The sequence below is a fragment of the Sphingobacterium sp. genome (genome assembly GCF_039596235.1).
GTDB lineage: Bacteria > Bacteroidota > Bacteroidia > Sphingobacteriales > Sphingobacteriaceae > Sphingobacterium.
This window is the reverse complement of sequence record NZ_JBCNKE010000002.1, coordinates 64,345-83,480: the sequence shown is the minus strand read 5'-3', so window position 1 is coordinate 83,480 and position 19,136 is coordinate 64,345. Positions and strand designations below refer to the sequence as shown.

Here is a 19,136-nt window from a genome sequence, read left to right as displayed (position 1 = left end):
ATAAAATGTGATAACACTCATTCAGGATTGCGTCATGTTTAGTTCTGGAAAGACAAAAAAAATCCTAAGACGGCATGCTTAGTCGGTAAATTGCTGCATCTCAATCAACTTCTTATATAAGCCGTTATGCTGTAGCAATTCACTATGGCTACCTGTTTCAACAATTTTTCCCGCTTCGATCACCACAATCTTATCGGCATTCTGAATGGTGCTTAAACGATGTGCAATCACGACTGTTGTGCGATTATCCATCAACTTATAAAGGGAATCTTGTACAAGTTTTTCAGATTCCGTATCCAAGGCCGAAGTAGCTTCATCGAGCAACATAATCGGTGGATTTTTCAATACTGCACGTGCAATACAGATCCGCTGACGCTGCCCACCTGATAATTTACCGCCACGGTCACCAATATTGGTTTGGTATCCATGGTCTGTCTTTAGGATAAACTCATGCGCATTGGCTATTTTTGCCGCCGCTTCGATTTCTTCCTGGCTGGCAGATAGGTTGGCAAATGCGATATTATTGAAAATAGTATCGTTAAATAAAATAGACTCCTGATTAACGACCCCAATCATGCTACGCAAAGAATCCTGATCCAGATCCCTTAAATCTACGCCGTCGAATAAGATCTGTCCGTCAGTGACATCCATAAATCGTGGAATGAGGTCCACTAATGTTGATTTTCCTCCACCCGAAGGTCCAACCAAGGCCACTACTTTTCCTTTTTCGATACTTAAGTCTATTCCCTGGAGAATTTTCTTATCTTTCGTATAGGCAAAATTTACACCTTTAAAAACAATATGTTGTTCAAAGCTTTCAACCTTTTTCGCGTCCGGTTTGTCGGTCACTTCACTGCGTTCATCAACTAATTCCAATACCCGTTCTCCGGCGGCAAGACCATTGTGAATACCACTAAAGGCATCTGTCAAAGCTTTCGCGGGGCGCATCACCTGTGAGAAAATAGCGATATAAGCGATAAATGCAGGTGCTGTCAAACTTTTGTCTCCGGATAGCACCAAATGCCCGCCGTACAACAAAATAATAGCAACCATGATCACTCCCAGCAGCTCCGAAACAGGCGAACTCAATTGTTGTCTTTTCGCCATTGCCCGACCAATATTGGCATATCGTTCATTTTCATTATGAAATCTATTCTTTATAAACGAGACCGCATTAAAGGCTTTAATGATTTTGATACCAGATAATGCCTCGTCGAGATAGGAAATCATATTTCCATAGGATTCCTGTGCGGAGCGGGCCTGGCTTTTTAAATTTTTCACAATTCGCGCGATAAAAAATGCTGAAATTGGAATGACTAACAACGAAAAGAAGGTCAGCTTCGCCGAGATATTAAATAACATCACAATATAGGCGATCAGCTGCAAAGGCTCTTTGAATACGACCTGCAAAGTACCCGTAACCGAATATTGTACCACCTGTACATCGGAGGCGACCTTGGAAACGATATCCCCTTTCCGCTGTCCCGTAAAATAACCGACATGCAGATCCATCACATTATCAAATACTGCCCTACGTAGTTTCAACAAGGTGTGAATACGAAAGTTTTCCATAATCCGCTGGCAGAAATAACGGAAAAGATTACTGATAAATACGGAGATGACGATAACAATACAAACGTACTTTAAAGCGCCATAAGCACCGAACTGGGTATTTGCTACATTCGCATAGTAGTTAAACCAAGCTAATATATCCGTATAAGTCTCGGGCTTTACAACTTCAGCGGCAGATTCACCCGTATTAAAAAGTGTATGGAGTAATGGAGCGAGTAATGCTAAATTTAAGGTGCTAAAAACAACCGTAACCAAGGTGCAGATTACATATGGAATCGCAAATTTCTCAATGGGTTTAGCAAATGATAAGAGCCTAAAATATGTTTTCATTTATTTTGAACTAAGACAAATTAACTTGATACCAAAAATAATTTGTCGATCTCTCCTCTTCCATTAAAGTTCTTTTGAGCGAGGAAATTGAACAAAAATAACAAATTAATCAAGAAAAGCACTCATACTGTTCTATTCAATAAAATTCTTAAGCGGTGGTATAAAACGACGAGCTTGCTGTTCATTTGAAAAAAAGACAAAAATAGCTGCTTTTTATAGATAATTCCCTAATTTAGCTTCATTCAAATACCAAAATTATTAAAAATAAAATGCAAATAGACGTTGCCAAAAGATTGCAGCAAACTGAAGAATACTACTTCTCAAAAAAACTGAGAGAAATAGATGAGCTTAACAAACAGGGTGCACGTGTAATCAACCTAGGAATTGGAAGTCCTGACTTACCCCCTCACCCGGAGGTAATAGCGACATTAAATACAAATGCCCAACTTCCAAATGTACATGGCTATCAAAATTACAAAGGAGCTCCAGCTTTAAGACAGGCTGTCGCCGATTGGTATCAACGCTATTATCAGGCTACTTTTAACCCCAACACGGAAATCTTACCGCTGATTGGATCAAAAGAAGGTATCGTTCATATTTGCATGACTTACCTACAGGAGGGAGACAAGGCTTTAATCCCCAATCCCGGCTACCCAGCCTATGCTGCTGCCGTTAGATTGAGTGGAGCTGAATCGATCACCTATAAGCTAAGGCAGGAAAAAAATTGGCTGATTGATTTTGACGAACTTCGGAAACAGGATCTATCAAACGTCAAGTTGATGTGGATCAACTATCCGCATATGCCTACGGGTGCCTCAGCATCGGATGCGTTTTATAAAGAACTGATTGCATTTGCAAAGGAATTCAATATTCTTATCTGTCATGACAATCCCTATAGCTTCATCCTGACGGACAAACCACGTAGTATCATGAGCGTGGAAGGTGCAAAAGAGGTCGCAATAGAATTAAATTCATTAAGCAAATCATCCAATATGGCTGGCTGGAGAGTCGGAGCATTGGTTGGTAGCGAAGAGCGTATCAATCAGGTGTTACGCTTTAAAAGCAATATGGATTCCGGAATGTTTTTGCCTGTTCAATTAGCGGCAGCAAAGGCCTTACAACTGGAGGCTTCATGGTATCAGGAGCTTAATAAAATTTATGCTGATAGACGTCATAAAGTCTATGAAATCATGAACTTATTGGGCTGTTCATATCAAAAAGATCAGGTTGGTTTATTTGTATGGGCTCAGATCCCGAATTCCTATGCGGATGGTTATGCGCTTAGTGATGCTGTCCTGGAAAAAGCACGTGTGTTTATCACACCGGGCGGGATTTTTGGGGACGGAGGAAATCAGTATATCCGGATCAGTCTCTGTGCCACAGTAGAAGTTCTTGAAGAATCCATCCAACGTATTAAGGATAACTTCTAGACAGATTTTTCAAAATTAACATTTCAATCCGATGAAATATCCACGATTACAGCAGACAAATAAATATAATCGGGATAATTCATATGGGCTTTGAAAGACAAACAGGAATAAATAATTATTCACATATGAATATTGCCATCGTAGGCGTAGGCTTAATTGGCGGCTCAGTTGCGATCCGCTTAAAAGAAACAAAATTCTGCAGTAAGATTATTGGTGTAGATAAAAGTGAAAAAAATCTTGATAAAGCCAAGCAATTGGGCTTTATCGACGAAGCAATGGCTTTGGAAGAGGCAATAAAAACCTGTAAGGTGCTTATATTGACTATTCCCGTAGATGCGATTTTGCAGGTTGTTCCTCAGATCCTTGATCAGGTAACAGAGCAGGTCGTTATCGATATGGGTTCTACCAAGACAAACATACTGAACAAAATCAAAGATCACCCCAATAGAGGACGCTATATTGCAGCGCATCCCATGGCCGGTACAGAATATTCTGGGCCCGAAGCTGCCGTAGCGGGTTTATTCAAGGGGAAAATGATGGTGTATGTCGAAGCTTTTAGAACGGATGAAGACGCATTCGAACTTACTGACGCGATCACGGATCAACTGGAGATGCGTACCTGCTTTATGAATGCGGACGAACACGATGTGCATACAGCCTATGTTTCACATATCTCCCACCTGACTTCATTCGCACTGGCATTGACCGTATTGGAAAAGGAGAAATCTCAGGGACGTATATTTGAGTTGGCGGGATCAGGTTTTGAATCTACTGTCCGCCTGGCTAAAAGCTCACCCGATATGTGGACGCCTATCTTCAAACAGAATCGCGAAAATGTGCTTGAAGTATTGGAAGAGCATATCAAACAATTGCAATCCTTACATGATTCAATCGCTAGTGAAGATTATGATAAGTTGCATAAACTCATCAAACGTTCAAATAAGATTAAACGTATCATTAAATAGGTTTTGAGCGAATTTAAGGTAGAAAAATTGCAGCTGCAGCGGGAGATCTACTAAAATATCAACGGCGATATCCAAAAAATCGTGGCATCCCGTTGATATTTAATCTTATTCATTTCTTCCAGTTCCTATCCAACTATTCAATTCGCCCACGGAAGTTTCTTCTTTTGGAGGGCTTTCTTCTCTTTACTCATCTTCCAATTCATTAAACTTATCCAAATCAAGCTTCGCTCCCACCGCATCACCGAGCTTTTCTTTGATCGCAGCACGATAAGAATACAGGTCCGAATAATAAGGATTCAATTCGATAGCTGTTGAATAATCTACCAATGCGCCATGTATATCCTCCAGTTTTTCCTTGAGATCGGCTCGTAAAGAATACACATAAAAGTCCTCAGGATTCAATTCGACCAAACGGTCGAAATCGGACAATGCTTCAGGTAGACAGCCCAGACGCTCAAATAAGGAAGCCCGTTCTTCATAAACGATAGATGAATTGCTATCATTTTCTTCAGCTTTTGCATAATCTTCAAGCGCTTTTTCTGAATAACCATACGATTCAAAAACCTTTGCACGGAATACATAAGCAGCCGTTTGATTTTCATCCAGCTCGATCGCCCGATTAAAATCGTTTAAAGCCAGTTCAAAGCAGGTCAGTTTAAGATAGAGACTTCCTCTGAAAACAAAGAGGTTACTATCTCCTGCTGTATTTTTATTGATGGCCAAGGTATACAATTCGATCGCCTTCAGGTAATCATAACAGTGGACATATTCAAGTCCCAATGAATTCAGTTCGTCCATACTGAGTTCTTTGGCTCTAGATTCCAGCTCCTGAATGACCAGATTTTCTGCTTCATAATAACTTACTTCGGCCTGGTTTTCCTGCCATTCCAATACACTGTGATAATTAAAATCCAATCTTTTGGCAATCTGGTAATCATAAAATGCGCCCTCATCTTCTCCAATCAGGCGATAGATTAAGCATCGGCTTGCATAAAAATAAGGTTCCTCTTTAAAATGTTCAATTGCCCTACTGTAGACAGTAATTGCATTTTCGTAGGCTTTTATTTTAAAATAATAGAGACCAAGGTAACTGTATGCTAGCGCATTGTTTGACAGTGCAATGACTTCTTCGAGTACTTCTACAGGATCGTTATCAGCAATAATCCCAATTGAAAAGCCCTTTAACAGGAGTTGGATGTCTTCTTGTTGGATGTGATCAAACTCATCCGGGGAAAAGGGAATGATATCCGTTGGAAAAAAAGAAGAAATTGGCAAAAAAGAAAATTTAGCAAGCAATACAGCTGAGGGAAGATTAAAATCCGCTGCTGTAACCGCATTGCCCCGAAGGGTGAGAGATAGATTTGATATCATTAGCTTCATACCCAAAACTAAGCTAAATTTCGATACAAAAGAAATTTAACCGTCTGCCATTCCTGCTTGTATAGAAGCGATCTAATTCAGTTCGCCGGTTAAATAGAGATATTTGTATCGAACGATATCCCTCGAATTCGTAAATCTTACTAGCTTCTCCCGTTTAAAGACATAATTGGAAACCTTGTCTTCCATTAAACGTAAGAACTCAACAAATTCTGCGAAAAAGTTTTGGCGTTCACCAGCTGTAAATTGACTATTTTTTACAATCCAAAAAAATTGTTCTTCATTCACATGGAAAGACACTTCATTTTTCTTCTCTTTTCGAAAAATAAAAATGGGATCATTTTCTTGGTTAATAAATAAAGCAAAACCGGTACTTCCACCATCCAGGTTTACCACAAAAGCGGAAAAATAAACGGTACCTATCTGTAAATTTTCCAGACAAATTAATTTATGCAACATCAGGTTGGCAGTTAGATCACCTAAAAGTATTAAGTTTTTATTAAAAAACAAAAAAAAGACCCACAATAATGTGAGTCTTTTTAAAACGAATAAGATTTTATTAGAATGTGAATTTCACTGAAGCATTCCAGGTTCTGCCTAAACCGATCAACACTGTGTTAGCGGTATTGATTCCGTTCCAATATTCATTCTTTTCCCCAGCCTTGGTATTTTCAAAAATATTTGTAGTGGCCTCAGAAATATAGAATTTGTTGAATAAGTTATTGATGTTAAATCTAAAACTTATTGCATTCTTCTCACTGATATCTATTTTATAAGAAACACCAGCATCAACAAGTTGATATGAAGGTAGTTCCAATACTTTGCCCTGACCAGCTTGTCTTGAAGAATACAAACGATCGTAAGATCTCCAGTCTCCATCAACGGATAAACCTTTCGTAATAAAGTACTTTGCACCTAAACCATAGGTTGTTTGCGCTGCATCACCAACTTGGCCGCCAGTTAAATCTACCTTTTCGGTTGCCAATTCGACCCTATTTTCGTTACGGACAATTGACACTGATTCACCATCATATTTCCAGTCACCAATAGAGGCAAAACCTTTAAGGGTAAATCCGCTGAATGGACGGGCAGCAAAATCCAACTCCACCCCTTTGTGGTTTTGTTTTACGCCGTAATTCGAGAAATAAAGATAATCTCCCTCTACTAAGATGTTTGGATCATTGGTTGGATTATACTTGGTAACATCTGCTTTTGAAGCATTTCGTGAGCTACCAGTCACTCTATTTTCCCATGTTGTCTTATAAGCATTCACATTCACATCAATGTATCTTGACATAAATTTATAGCCTAATTCAAGACCTAGAATTTTCTCGTTTTCTGCAAACGGGTTTACGTCATTTCTATAGTTCATGAAGATATTGTTCTGATAGGGCTGACGTGAATAGTAACCAGCATTAGCAAAAAGACTATGTTTGCCTAAGGTATAGCTTACACCGCCTTTGGTGTTATATCCAAAATTATTAACATTTTCCGATTTTGCGTTCTCGGGTTTCTCTAGATAATATTCTCTACGGCTATTTTGCTGTTGTGAAACTGACCCTTGGAAAAAAGCTGTAAAACCATTTTTAGCATATTCCAATTGACCAAATAAGCCACCGTAACGGATCATTTGTTCATAATCCCATGCTAATCTATTTTCTGTAGATTTTGGCTGGCTTGAAAATGCCTTCCATGGATTAGTTGAATAAGTCTCTGTAATAAAGACATTATTGCCCAGGTTTACATTACCTACGTTGGCAATTGATGACTGACCCAACATATCGGTTACCTGACGATAGTGCTCACCTTTATAATCGCGTAAGTCAAATCCAACGTTGAAATTTAAATGCTCATTTAATTTACGGTTATAGTTGGAAACGATTCCATACCATTGGTGATTGTTAACATCAGCAGCTAAGTAAGGTCCTTTATTGAACTTATCAGTTCTTTTGGTTTGACCACCACCACTTGCCAACGAAGCATAAACAACAGTGGATAATGAAGATTTATCATCGATGGTCCAATCCCAGTTGAAATTGGCTACTGGTTTATGGTAGTAATTTTTACGGTAGTTAACTTCAGTACCATCAACGGTCTCCACATTACTATTGAATCTTCGTCCATTTTTCAAGTAGTTATCCAATGTCGAAGTGAAACCTTGATTATGCCATTGTGGAGCACCGGTAACCATTAAGTTAAAGTTATGCTTCTCGCTCGCTTTATACCCCACAGACAAGAAATAGTTTTGTCCCTGTCCTTGCGTACCATTCACATATCCATCACCGGACCAATGTGTAAACATTGCTGAAACAGCAAAACCATTTTTCATCATTCCAGTATTATAACCAACAGTTCCTTTCATCAGCATGTCATTACCGACTGTCGTCCGAACAAAACCGCCTTCTTTCATATCAGTGGACTTGGTTACAAAGTTGATCGTTCCCCCCACAGATGAAATTGCTAGTTTGGAAGATCCCAAACCACGTTGGATCTGTACCAACGATGCAATGTCGGTAAGACCAGACCAGTTTGACCAATATACACGGCCGTTATCCATTCCATTTACGGGCTGACCATTCAATAAAAATGCGGTATTGGATTGGTCAAAACCACGTGTAGTCATTGAAGATTCACCAAAACCTTTTGCCTGTCCCGTAATGTAAACAGATGGCGTATTCGCCAAAGTTGACGTGATATCTTGCGCACCTACTTTTTCTTCAATTTCAGTTCTGTGAATTGTTGAAACCGCAATAGGTGTTTTTCTACCCACAGCAATATCAATGACACCATGACCAACAACAACAACCTCATCTAAATCCGTTGAAGAACCCTCCGAAAATGTTGGGTTTATAGTCAACGATTCGCCCGATTTCAGTAGGATGTTTTCAATGACAACTGGTTTTTCACCAATATAGGTCACTTCCACTTTGTAGGGACCGCCCTCTTGAAGATTTGAAATTTGAAATTTTCCTTGAGCATCAGCTGAGCTGCTTACAACTTGTCCACTTGGGATGTGGGTGATTTTAATGGTTGCTCCTTTAACTGTTTGTCCAGTAGCCTCTTTTACAACTCCTGAAACCGAACTTGTATTTGCCGTTTGTGCATGAACCGAACCATAGCTAGCAAAAACAAGTGCAAAAAAAAGTAAAGACTTTTTCATCTTAGATGTGATTGTTTTGTTTTTTGTGCCGCAAAATTAGGAATTGATTGTCTTTTTAACTAATTTTAACACTAGCGTAACTGTAAACCGTACATTAATATTTACTTCAGATTTTAATCTTCCATAGAATAAGCTGGATTTTAAAATCAAAACAGCAAATCAAAAAGATTCCCGTTACTAAGAATATAACAAAAACATCCTTTTAATAGAAATATATTAAAAGTAGTCAGAATAAAATTTTGTCTTGTTTGAATAAGTCAACACATTCTTTTATTTCCGTTTTTTATGCGGATATCTAGCTGAGGCAGTCTTTATTACTACAGCATCGTATAAGGCCGTAGCGTTTTTTAGGCAAATACGCCCCACCCTTCAGATCAAAATGCCTATATTTAAGTATGAATAAAAACTATGTTGTCCATTGAGCAAGCTTACGCAGGTATTCTTGAATCTGCATTGATTGAAGAAATTATACAGACCGCACACATCAAAACTTTCCGTGAAGGCGATCTCATCATCGATACTGATCAATACATCAGGGCAATGCCCCTCTTGCTAGCAGGAGCGATCAAAGTCGTCCGTGAGGACGAAACCGGAGGTGAGCTCTTACTCTATTATCTTGAACAGGGGCAGACCTGTACCATGTCTATTGCCTGCTGTCTGGGAAATAAAAAAAGTGAAATTCGTGCCCGGGCCGAAAAAGATACAACCGTAGCCATGATCCCCAATGAACAGGTCAATGACTGGATGGGAAAATACCCCTCCTGGCGGAATTTCATTATATCAAGCTATTCCAGCCGGATGAACGAAATGCTTCAGGCCGTAGATAATCTTGCATTCTCCAATATGGAAGAACGTATCTTCAATTACCTAAAAGCTAAAGTAAATCTGACCAACGACCGAATTCTTACCCTTACTCATCAGGATATTGCATCCGATCTGAACACTTCCCGTGTTGTCGTTTCCCGGATCTTAAAAAAACTGGAGAACGAAGACAAAATTGTGTTGCTCAGGAATGAAATCAGGGTATTGATTTAGTAACAAAAATAAATTCGTATCCAACGGATATAAAGCCTGCAGATACAGATTTCAATACCTTATGCTGATGTCCTAGCGTTGTATGCTGTAGATCCAAAAACATTTGTACCTTTATCGGGAGCAGAATGTTCAATTCACCTGACAGAATTTAATATGAAGACAGAAAATATAGGATTTATCGGATTAGGAAACATGGGGAATCCCATGGCAAAAAACCTTGAAAAAGCAGGTTTTTCCCTTGCCGTTTACAACAGGAACATCGCCAAAACGGCAGACTTTGCAGCACAATCAACTGTTTATAGTGAAGTCTCGGATCTGATCGAGGCCAGTGATGTTGTTTTCACCATGCTGACAAACGACGAAGCTGTCGAAGAAGTTTATGGTAAAATTCTTGGACAGCCTATCAGCGGAAAATTATTTGTAGATATGAGTACCATCGCTCAAGATGTGAGTATCAATCTTGCCAATAAACTAAAAGCAAAAGGCGCAGCTTTTCTGGATGCTCCGGTTGCCGGAAGTACCACACCTGCTGCTGAAGGTACATTGGTCATTATGGTCGGTGGTGCGCAAACTGACCTCGAACGTGCCAGGCCTTACCTTGAAAAGATGGGAAAATCCATTAAACATCTTGGTGAAAATGGCAAAGGTATTGCCGCAAAACTAGCCATCAATTACTTTCTATCAATCCTTTATCAGGGTCTGGCGGAAACCATCTTATTCTCCGATCAGTTAGGGATTGAACGTCGTGAGATGCTCGCGATTATCAACGAAAGTGCCAGTGGTAGCGGAGCAACAAAAGTAAAAACACCTTTGCTCGTTGAAGGAAATTATAACGCAGCATTTGCGCTTGATCTCATGTTAAAAGACATCCGGTTGGCACAGCAGGCGGGAGCTACCTATCCCCTACTTGACACCTTGCTCGACACCTATCAAAAGGCACATGACAAGGGGTTGGGAGAATTAGATGTGATCGGAATTATTGAGTCAATAAAACCATCCGGAGTCTAAATTTGTTTATCAGACACGATTTTGCCTAGCAAGCATAATGAGGAATTCACAGGACATAACAGTATTATCTTTAATCACACAGCCCATCTAATGGCTAATAAAATTAAGAACAGATGAAAACAGCTTTGACATTTTTTCTATTAACTATGGTTACCATGAGCATGAAAGCACAGGAGTTAAAACAGGTATCTTACAAAGACGGAACACAGCAACTGAATGGGCTTATCACGTCCAATGCAAATAAAAAAGGGCCTGCGGTCCTTATTTTACCCGCTTGGAAAGGCATAGATAACGAGGCGAAACAAGCGGCCTTGCAACTTGAAAAAGAAGGTTATATTGCTTTCATCGCCGATATCTATGGTGAAGGAAATATCCCCGCAGATAACACGGCAGCTTCGAAAATTGCTGGCCATTATAAAGCAGACTACAAGGCCTATCAACAGCGCATTGCGGCTGCGCTGAAACAATTGAAGGAAGCGGGAGCTGATCCCGAAAAAATTGCTGTAATCGGTTATTGCTTTGGCGGAACCGGAGCGCTGGAAACAGCACGCGCTGGTTTTCCTGTCGCCGCTGTGGTCAGTATTCATGGTGGGCTCTCCAAATCGGCGGACAGACCTAATGCAGCGATCAATGTAAAAGTACTGGTTGAACATCCTGCCGCTGATAAAAGTGTATCAAAAGAAGATTATGACGGATTGGTCAAGGAACTTAACGAAGGAAAGGCGGACTGGCAGATCATTACCTATGCCAATTCCGGCCATACCTTTACCAATCCGGAATCCCCAGAATATAACCCTGTCATGGCCAAACGTGCCTGGGAGCATACTTTATTATTCCTAAAAGAAGTACTAAATTAGAATATATAAAACCCAAGCTTCCCTATCCAAATGAACTGCCATTCCAGATCAATAGCGGCCCACCCGATTATTTTCCAGTTATTGGCGCTCCTGTTTTGTACGACTATGGCACGATCCCAAACGGTAAAGTCAATGGAAATAGGAGCGCCTACCCAAGCCATCCTGTTCGTTACTAACGAGTCTGACAAATCAACGGATTTCGCGATGCGTCTCCATGATCAAAAGGCAAATGAAATTATTAGACAGGTTCCCTATAGTACCACCAAACTCCTGGTCTCAAAAACAGATGCCCAAAAATTAACTTTTGTTGTCAACAAGCGTAAGTGGACAGTTGATGTACCGACTCTCAAACAACGTAATGCCATGATCCTGTTTGATGGCCAGAGCCGACCGAAAGTGATCTATGACAGTCAAAGCTATCTCCAGGCTGCAAAACCAATATTGACAAACAATAAGCAAATAAGTACAGCTCAAAAATCATTTAAATACGATGCGAAACTATTCTTCGATTCCATAGCTGCTATTACGTTTAAACTGTCCAAGCAATATGCTGCCGCCATCATTTCCCGGTCCAATCTTCCGATCTACTCCACGCAGAAAAAAGGAAAATATGACGGCACTTATATTTCGCAGACCTTTACAGGGGAGAACCTCGAAAAACCCAGTAGCATGATTACGAAGGTCTATCAGCAAGGCAGAGAGCTCTCCACAAACAATTTGTCGAATGGGATCAATTTTTACACCAAATATTATTACAACAAATGGGGATTAGTTGACTCAATACAGCATCTTGAAACAGCAAATGGTCCTCGAGTACAATTTATCAATACTTACCACATGCTATTCTCATTACAGATCCTGAGCGGCGGTCCGCCTCCATCCAGCATTTAAATAATCGATATCAATTGATCCGGGAGGAATCTATTCATTTCGTTTACCAACGGATGCATTGGATCGACTACCGTTACAACGAAAATGGGCAGCTTATTGAGGAAGTTTCGGGATTAAATGACACGATCGAAACCCGTAGATTGTATGCGTATGATGACCCAACAGCAGAGAATTTCTCTTCGTGGCAGGTCTTTGACACAACCGGAAAGCTCACTGCTGAATCCAAAATAGCTTTGCAAGGCAATGAAACGACCTATTTATTTTATCGCGATAATACATTGGAATTGAAAATAGTATCAAAAGACATGGGCGATTATCAATACGAGAGTACTGTATTTGATAAACAGCATAAAATCACCTCAAAAACCATACAAACAAAGAAAGGTTCCTCCATTCTCCACAACTAAAATGTGCAAACTGAAATAGGAAGAAGCAATAAACAATTATTCGTCATTAGTGAAAAAACGGAAATTAATAAGTCAACGTCACCCTTTGCTATATTTTCTTGCTGTCTGGGCAAGAAGGACACAAAGAAAAGCCATTTGGTTATTGGATAATAAAAAGTACACAAAAACCAAGTCTACAACAACACTGCAGTACCGCATCAAAAAACACCAGTCTGTTTTATTAAAAAAGCTGGGAGAAAACAATATGCAGCTGCAGATCAATAAAGTGGCCAATCTAAAGATTGCGGCAAAGCAAATTAACGGTGTATTGATTCGCCCTGGTGAAACCTTTTCATTCTGTAAACTGGTGGGTCAACCCACACAAAAGAAAGGCTATCTTCCCGGGATGGAATTGTCTTTCGGTGAAGCACGCGCAGGTATCGGTGGTGGAATTTGTCAGATCTCCAATCTGATCCATTGGCTGGTTATCCATAGCCCATTGACAGTCACAGAGCGTTATCATCATTCTTTTGATCCTTTTCCCGATGATGGCCGTGTATTGCCTTTTGGAAGCGGTGCAACAGTATTTTACAATTATCGGGACTATCAGTTTACCAACAATACGCCCTATACATTTCAGATCAATCTCTGGTTTACTGAAAAATGCCTTGAAGGTGAGCTCCGGATCGATCAGGAGCTCGATTTTGCCTATCACGTCATTGAAAAAGAACATCAATTTCTTAAAATAGGAGATCAATTCTATCGAAAAAATGAGATCTGGCGGGAAAAATTCCTGAAATTTCAGGGTGGAAAGGTTGTTGATACGGAACTCCTGACGAAAAATTTTGCCCGCGTCACTTATACCCCACCCGACTACACGGAATTGCCTGCTCAAGACAATATGAATTCTTAACAAGCAGCTTCGTTGCACGAGATCATTTTGACATTATCCTGTACCAATTATCGGCTCGGGCTATTTCCCTGCTCATATTGAAAATCTCAGTCCAATCGCTCACAGTCATTTTTACTGTTCGGGGACCGAATAAAACAGGGGTTATAAAAAGTCCTTTTTTTTGTCTAAATTTGATATGGCTTTGGGGGTATTCTGTATAGAATTGAGATAGTCCCTTCGAACCTGATCCGGTTTATACCGGCGTAGGGAAAAGCAACCGCTTACGTATACTACGGTATACCGGACAGCCCATCTGTCTCATTTCTTCCTGACAAAGCCACTTACAAACATAGTGAACAAAAAGGAATGGAAGAATTAATTATCGATCTGTTAGCACAGGTCAGACGACAAAAACCACTTGTACATAATATTACAAATTTGGTGGTGATGAATAGCACCGCCAATGCGCTCCTTGCTCTTGGGGCTTCCCCAGTCATGGTTCACAGTCCATCCGAAGTACGCGAGGTTGTTGACCTTGCCCAGTCATTGGTCCTTAACATCGGTACATTGAGTGAACTTACCGCCGAGTCCATGCTTGTAGCAGCAGAACATGCCAATAACATTGGTCGCCCTTGGGTCTTGGATCCGGTGGGAGCGGGAATATCTGCTTTTCGCAATGACTTATTGGCAAATCTCCTGGAGTTAAAGCCAACTGTGATACGGGGAAATGCATCGGAGATCATGAGCCTGTACAATTTCAACCAGGTCAATACCAAAGGTGTAGACAGCACTGCTGACAGCAAGGCCGCTATCGGCTTTGGTAAGGCTTTACAAGAACAATTGGGATCTATCATCTGCATTTCCGGAAAGGTAGACTATATCCTGTCCGATCAGCATACCGCTGAGGTACACAATGGGCACCCCTTGATGACCCAGGTTACCGGACTCGGTTGTAGCGCGACGGCACTCATCGGTGCATTTTTAGCCGTCTCAGACCATCCTTTTGAAGCCGCGACCGCCGGTGTCTCCCTTTTGAGCTTAGCTGGTGAACTGGCAACAACGCGATCCGCTGGTCCTGGTTCCTTACAGATGAACCTCTATGATGAGCTCTATCTGCTGAATGAAGAGCGTATCCGGATGCATCTCAACTTGAAGCATTATGGCAATTAATCCCCTATTTCCTTACCCCTTGTACCTGGTGATCTCCGAACGGGACTGCTACCCAAACCCTTGGCTCCATGTTGCCGAAGAAGCCATAATCGGCGGTGTGGATATTATTCAGTTACGCGAAAAGAACGAAACGCCGACAGGGTTTCTAGAAAAAGCCAAGAAGCTAAAACAGCTTACCGATCGCTATGGAATCCCATTAATCATCAATGATGCCGTGGATATTGCGATTGAAATCGAGGCATGGGGGGTGCATGTCGGACAAAACGATCGTCAACCTTTAGCCATAAGGGAAAAATACGGACAGCGTCTTCAAATTGGCTGGTCGCTTGAAGATCAGATACAACTTGATAGCAAACAGATGGCCGCTGTAGACCATCTTGGAGTCAGCCCAATTTTTCCAACAAAAACAAAAACAGACACTATTACAACCTGGGGAATCAGTGGACTGGCTGAGTTACGTAATCTAACTGAAAAGCCCTTGATCGCCATCGGAGGTATGAACCTGGATACCAGTGCAAGTGCCTGGCTGGCTGGCGCAGATTCCATTGCGGTCGTCTCGGCAATTTGCCAAAGTAAAAATCCAAGAGCGCGTAGTGCTCAATTAAAGGCATTATTAATATGAACATAACGAAAAAATATACAGTGCCCACTGTACTGAGCATTGCGGGGTTTGATGGCAGTGGCGGAGCCGGTATCCAAGCTGATACGAAAACGATATCAGCCCTTGGATGTTATGCCATGAACGCCTTAACGGCATTACCCGTGCAAAACACGCAAGGAGTGCGGAATATTTACGAGATACCGACCCAAGCTGTGCGTGAACAACTGGATGCGATCTTCGATGATATTTATCCGGATGCGATTAAAATCGGGATGGTTCACACGGTTGAACTTGTCGAATTGATCAGCAGCTATTTGAAGGAATACCGTGGAACAATTGTCTTTGATCCCGTGATGGTGTCGACAAGTGGTCACAAGTTAATTCATGATGATACCATTCAAGCTTGTGTTGACCTACTTTTTCCACAAGCCTCGATTATCACGCCCAACCTGGATGAAGTCAGCGTACTTGTCGGAAGGACCATAGCTAAGGTCGAAGAAATGGGAAAGGCGGGCGATGAACTTCTTGAAAAAGGATGCCAATCAGTTCTTATTAAAGGCGGACATCTCCAGGCAAACGAGCTGACCTCCCTCCTCTTTCAGCAAAATGCATTGCCAATGGCATTTAAATCACAAAAAATTGACAGCAAAAATACGCATGGATCCGGCTGCTCGCTTTCTTCGGCTATAGCGAGCCAGTTAGCGCAGCATTTCCCGCTTGCGGCGGCTGTCGCTACGGCTTTAGATTATGTCCATGAGGCAATCAAAGGAAGTAAGGATCTCGTGATTGGCAAAGGAAATGGCCCACTTAATCATTTTCACAACCCTTCTAAACTTATTTTTCATGAAATGGAGCGATAAAGCCTGGGATGCTATAAGACCAATTTATGCTGATATCCTAACCATGCCTTTTATTTCCGAACTGAGTAATGGCAGTCTACCGTTAGACAAATTTCAATTCTATATGCGTCAGGACGCTTTCTATCTGGAGGAATTTGGACGCGTTTTAGCCTTTATCGGTGCAAAAAGTACAGACAATCAACAAGCTCTGGATTATTTTGAATTTGGACGTAACGCGCTTATCGTTGAAAAAGCGCTCCATGAAAACTATTTTAAAGAATTTGGTCTGGATCCGGAAGGCGACAACAAGATAGGACCCGTTTGCCACCATTACGTGCATTTTTTAAAAAGTGTAGCCGCATTTGAACCTATTGAAGTCGCTATGGCCGCGACTTTGCCCTGTTTTTGGATTTATAAAGAAGTTGGTGACAACATCGTTTCGATCGCCAATGGCAGCCGAAATCCCTATTCCAAATGGATCGATACCTATAGTGGTGAGGACTTCGCGGAGGGCGTGAACAAAGCTAAAAATTATGTTGATCAAATTTCTGAACAAACTACTGCAACAAATCGGGAGAAAATGCGACAAGTATTTGTAACAGCTTCCCGACTGGAATATCATTTCTGGCAGGCAGCTTACGAGAAAAGAATGTGGTAAGCATAGAAACAACAGTTAAATTGTTCGATAACGAACAGCAGTTGTTCAAAAATGGGCAATAGGAAAAAACGCCTAAAAACTAAAATAGCTGTTTATCAATAATTTAAATAGTTTTTGAATTTTGGCACCACTATTATATACGTAAGGAAGGAAATGAGGCTGCTTTTCGACATTAAAATTAAAATTATAATCGCATAAAATTAAAAACTACTAATAAACAAAAATCATGAAAAGAATTTTAACCATCGCCTTTATTTCATTTTTATATGTGGCTCAGGCACAAGAACGTGAAACCCGTAAGATTTCCGCTCCGGATGGCATTTCGGCAGCTACTTCGTTACGTGTTGACTATGTTCACTCCAACCGTAATGAAGTTGTTGTTGAAGCGGATAATGCGGAGCATCTGTCACTGATCGAAACCAATGTAAAAAATGGCGTATTACATGTACAATATAAACGAAACTCACAGATCAGAAATGCGAGGAACAACCGTGTAACGGTATATTCGAGTAAAATTCCGACAAGTTTTTCTGCTTCTTCGAGTGGATCTATCTACAGCAACGAAACGATAAAAGCCAGCAAAATAGCTGTAAGTGTCTCTTCGTCTGCCCGCATTTCGCTTAAAAAATTAATTGCCGACGATATTGCGCTGTCGACAAGTTCCTCAAGCAAATTAACGACCGACGTAAGTGCAAAGAATCTGACGGTGAATTCAACAAGTTCTTCAAAACAAGAAATTGCTGGAAGTGCGACGAATTTGGACTTAAGTATCAATTCCTCCGCATCAGTGGACATGGCTTCCTTTACAACAAACAATGCGGAGGTGAATGCCAGCACATCCTCAGGTGTAACCCTAAGTGTTAAGGATAATCTGCGCGGTAAAGTTTCTACCTCGGCAAAGATATCCTTAAAAAATAAGCCACGAAATGTCCAAGTTGACAAATCGACAAGTGGCCGAATTGTTATCTAATTTTAGTTTAGGTCTTTAAAAAAGACTGTTTATATGTTTAATGTTTAGTTAGCTAAAGGTGGCACCTTCCCCTGTGCCACCTTTTTTCTCCTTTTTCTCCTCATCAACCAGAAACTGGATTGGCTCCCCCTCTTCAACAACCTGTTCAGCAGAAATTAGCTGATATTTTTGTATCTTGTATTAAGAAACACAAGCACACATAACACACAATCCAATGGATAATTTTTTAGCAAGTAGCCTCAAGCAATTTCGGGAATTCAAATCTTTGGGAGACAAGACTTTCGCTCAATTGACGGATGAGCAATTGTCCTTGCAATTCAATCCCTCGAGCAACAGTATTGCGCTCATTGTGAAACACCTCCATGGGAATATGCTTTCGCGTTGGACGAACTTTCTACATTCTGACGGTGAAAAAGAGGGAAGAAACCGCGATATGGAATTCGAGCCTACCGAGATGAGCAGGGCACAGTTGCTCAGACTGTGGAACGAAGGCTGGGACTGTTTATTTCAAGCACTTGAGTCTTTAAATGAGCAAGACCTGACGAAAACAGTCTTTATCCGCGGAGAAGGACATACCGTATTGGCAGCCATCCACCGCCAACTTGCCCACTACCCCTATCACGTTGGCCAGATTGTTTACATCGGAAAAATGTGCCAGGATGAGCAATGGACTTCGCTGTCCATTCCAAAAGGAAAATCTGCAGATTTTAACCGGGAAAAATTTGATCAAAGCAAAAAAGTATAACTTATAACGATCGACGATTGCTGTCCAACCGATAATTGGGCAGCGTTTTCTGCTAAATTTTCAATCGCGATCGGATACTACAAATCCGATTAAAACGTTTCATGGAGGATACTGTTTTAAGTGTTGTTTAGCAAAGAATTGATTATATTTGTATGATCTACCGTTACTAATTCTTTTACGATCCAAGCCCATGGGAATTAGCTTGTTTAGGATTGTAAAACAAATGGCAAGTGCAGGGAGTTCATTGATC

At 40.8% G+C, this 19,136-nt stretch carries 18 protein-coding genes and 1 riboswitch; of the genes, 14 read left to right on the top strand and 4 right to left on the bottom strand.

The annotated features are described in order from the left end of the window. Positions 1 to 78: 78 nt before the first annotated feature. Positions 79 to 1,902 carry an ABC transporter ATP-binding protein gene (locus ABDW32_RS04425; RefSeq protein WP_343559845.1) on the bottom strand — a complete coding sequence of 608 codons (1,824 nt, stop codon included), beginning with the start codon at positions 1,900 to 1,902 and terminating at the stop codon, positions 79 to 81. 269 nt (positions 1,903 to 2,171) lie between these two features. Between ABDW32_RS04425 and ABDW32_RS04420 the strand changes: the two genes are divergently transcribed. Both ABDW32_RS04420 and ABDW32_RS04415 read left to right on the top strand, forming a co-directional pair. Then, positions 2,172 to 3,332, top strand: a complete 1,161-nt coding sequence (locus tag ABDW32_RS04420; RefSeq protein WP_343559843.1) for an aminotransferase class I/II-fold pyridoxal phosphate-dependent enzyme — start codon at positions 2,172 to 2,174, stop codon at positions 3,330 to 3,332. An 83-nt stretch (positions 3,333 to 3,415) separates the two neighbouring features. Then, a complete protein-coding gene (locus ABDW32_RS04415) occupies positions 3,416 to 4,297 on the top strand; it encodes a prephenate dehydrogenase (protein WP_343559841.1) in 882 nt (293 codons plus the stop codon). A gap of 183 nt (positions 4,298 to 4,480) precedes the next feature. Here the strand turns inward: ABDW32_RS04415 and ABDW32_RS04410 are convergent, their stop codons facing one another. From ABDW32_RS04410 to ABDW32_RS04400, 3 genes are all read right to left on the bottom strand, one after another. Next, positions 4,481 to 5,677 carry a hypothetical protein gene (locus ABDW32_RS04410; RefSeq protein ID WP_343559839.1) on the bottom strand — a complete coding sequence of 399 codons (1,197 nt, stop codon included), beginning with the start codon at positions 5,675 to 5,677 and terminating at the stop codon, positions 4,481 to 4,483. A gap of 72 nt (positions 5,678 to 5,749) precedes the next feature. Next, the gene (locus tag ABDW32_RS04405) at positions 5,750 to 6,133 is read right to left on the bottom strand and encodes a hypothetical protein (RefSeq protein WP_343559837.1); all 384 of its coding nucleotides are present in this window, start codon (positions 6,131 to 6,133) and stop codon (positions 5,750 to 5,752) included. A gap of 100 nt (positions 6,134 to 6,233) precedes the next feature. Then, positions 6,234 to 8,834, bottom strand: a complete 2,601-nt coding sequence (locus tag ABDW32_RS04400) for a TonB-dependent receptor (RefSeq protein ID WP_343559835.1) — start codon at positions 8,832 to 8,834, stop codon at positions 6,234 to 6,236. 408 nt (positions 8,835 to 9,242) lie between these two features. Between ABDW32_RS04400 and ABDW32_RS04395 the strand changes: the two genes are divergently transcribed. From ABDW32_RS04395 to ABDW32_RS04340, 12 genes are all read left to right on the top strand, one after another. Further along, positions 9,243 to 9,869 carry a Crp/Fnr family transcriptional regulator gene (locus tag ABDW32_RS04395; RefSeq protein ID WP_343559833.1) on the top strand — a complete coding sequence of 209 codons (627 nt, stop codon included), beginning with the start codon at positions 9,243 to 9,245 and terminating at the stop codon, positions 9,867 to 9,869. A gap of 153 nt (positions 9,870 to 10,022) precedes the next feature. Then, the gene (locus ABDW32_RS04390) at positions 10,023 to 10,877 is read left to right on the top strand and encodes an NAD(P)-dependent oxidoreductase (protein WP_343559831.1); all 855 of its coding nucleotides are present in this window, start codon (positions 10,023 to 10,025) and stop codon (positions 10,875 to 10,877) included. A 113-nt stretch (positions 10,878 to 10,990) separates the two neighbouring features. Further along, positions 10,991 to 11,734: a dienelactone hydrolase family protein gene (locus ABDW32_RS04385; RefSeq protein ID WP_343559829.1), complete on the top strand. Its 744-nt coding sequence runs from the start codon at positions 10,991 to 10,993 to the stop codon at positions 11,732 to 11,734. 132 nt (positions 11,735 to 11,866) lie between these two features. Continuing rightward, positions 11,867 to 12,625 carry a hypothetical protein gene (locus tag ABDW32_RS04380; protein WP_343559827.1) on the top strand — a complete coding sequence of 253 codons (759 nt, stop codon included), beginning with the start codon at positions 11,867 to 11,869 and terminating at the stop codon, positions 12,623 to 12,625. A 14-nt stretch (positions 12,626 to 12,639) separates the two neighbouring features. After that, positions 12,640 to 13,032: a hypothetical protein gene (locus ABDW32_RS04375; protein WP_343559825.1), complete on the top strand. Its 393-nt coding sequence runs from the start codon at positions 12,640 to 12,642 to the stop codon at positions 13,030 to 13,032. Between the two features lie 49 nt (positions 13,033 to 13,081). Further along, a complete protein-coding gene (locus ABDW32_RS04370) occupies positions 13,082 to 13,924 on the top strand; it encodes a VanW family protein (protein WP_343559823.1) in 843 nt (280 codons plus the stop codon). 173 nt (positions 13,925 to 14,097) lie between these two features. Continuing rightward, positions 14,098 to 14,190: riboswitch (TPP riboswitch) on the top strand. Between the two features lie 79 nt (positions 14,191 to 14,269). Then, positions 14,270 to 15,073: a hydroxyethylthiazole kinase gene (thiM, locus tag ABDW32_RS04365; protein ID WP_343559821.1), complete on the top strand. Its 804-nt coding sequence runs from the start codon at positions 14,270 to 14,272 to the stop codon at positions 15,071 to 15,073. Then, entirely contained in the window at positions 15,063 to 15,695 is a 633-nt protein-coding gene (gene thiE, locus ABDW32_RS04360; RefSeq protein WP_343559818.1) for a thiamine phosphate synthase, read from the top strand. Before thiM ends, thiE begins: the two co-directional genes overlap by 11 nt. Continuing rightward, positions 15,692 to 16,534, top strand: coding sequence for a bifunctional hydroxymethylpyrimidine kinase/phosphomethylpyrimidine kinase (gene thiD / locus ABDW32_RS04355; protein ID WP_343559815.1), 843 nt, complete (start codon positions 15,692 to 15,694; stop codon positions 16,532 to 16,534). The genes thiE and thiD overlap by 4 nt, the downstream gene beginning before the upstream one ends. Beyond that, positions 16,518 to 17,171: a thiaminase II gene (tenA, locus tag ABDW32_RS04350; RefSeq protein ID WP_343559813.1), complete on the top strand. Its 654-nt coding sequence runs from the start codon at positions 16,518 to 16,520 to the stop codon at positions 17,169 to 17,171. The genes thiD and tenA overlap by 17 nt, the downstream gene beginning before the upstream one ends. A 226-nt stretch (positions 17,172 to 17,397) precedes the next feature. Continuing rightward, positions 17,398 to 18,141 (top strand): DUF2807 domain-containing protein, encoded by a 744-nt coding sequence (locus ABDW32_RS04345; protein ID WP_343559811.1) that lies wholly within the window; start codon positions 17,398 to 17,400, stop codon positions 18,139 to 18,141. 214 nt (positions 18,142 to 18,355) lie between these two features. After that, the gene (locus tag ABDW32_RS04340; RefSeq protein ID WP_343559809.1) at positions 18,356 to 18,886 is read left to right on the top strand and encodes a DUF1572 family protein; all 531 of its coding nucleotides are present in this window, start codon (positions 18,356 to 18,358) and stop codon (positions 18,884 to 18,886) included. Positions 18,887 to 19,136 lie beyond the last annotated feature (250 nt).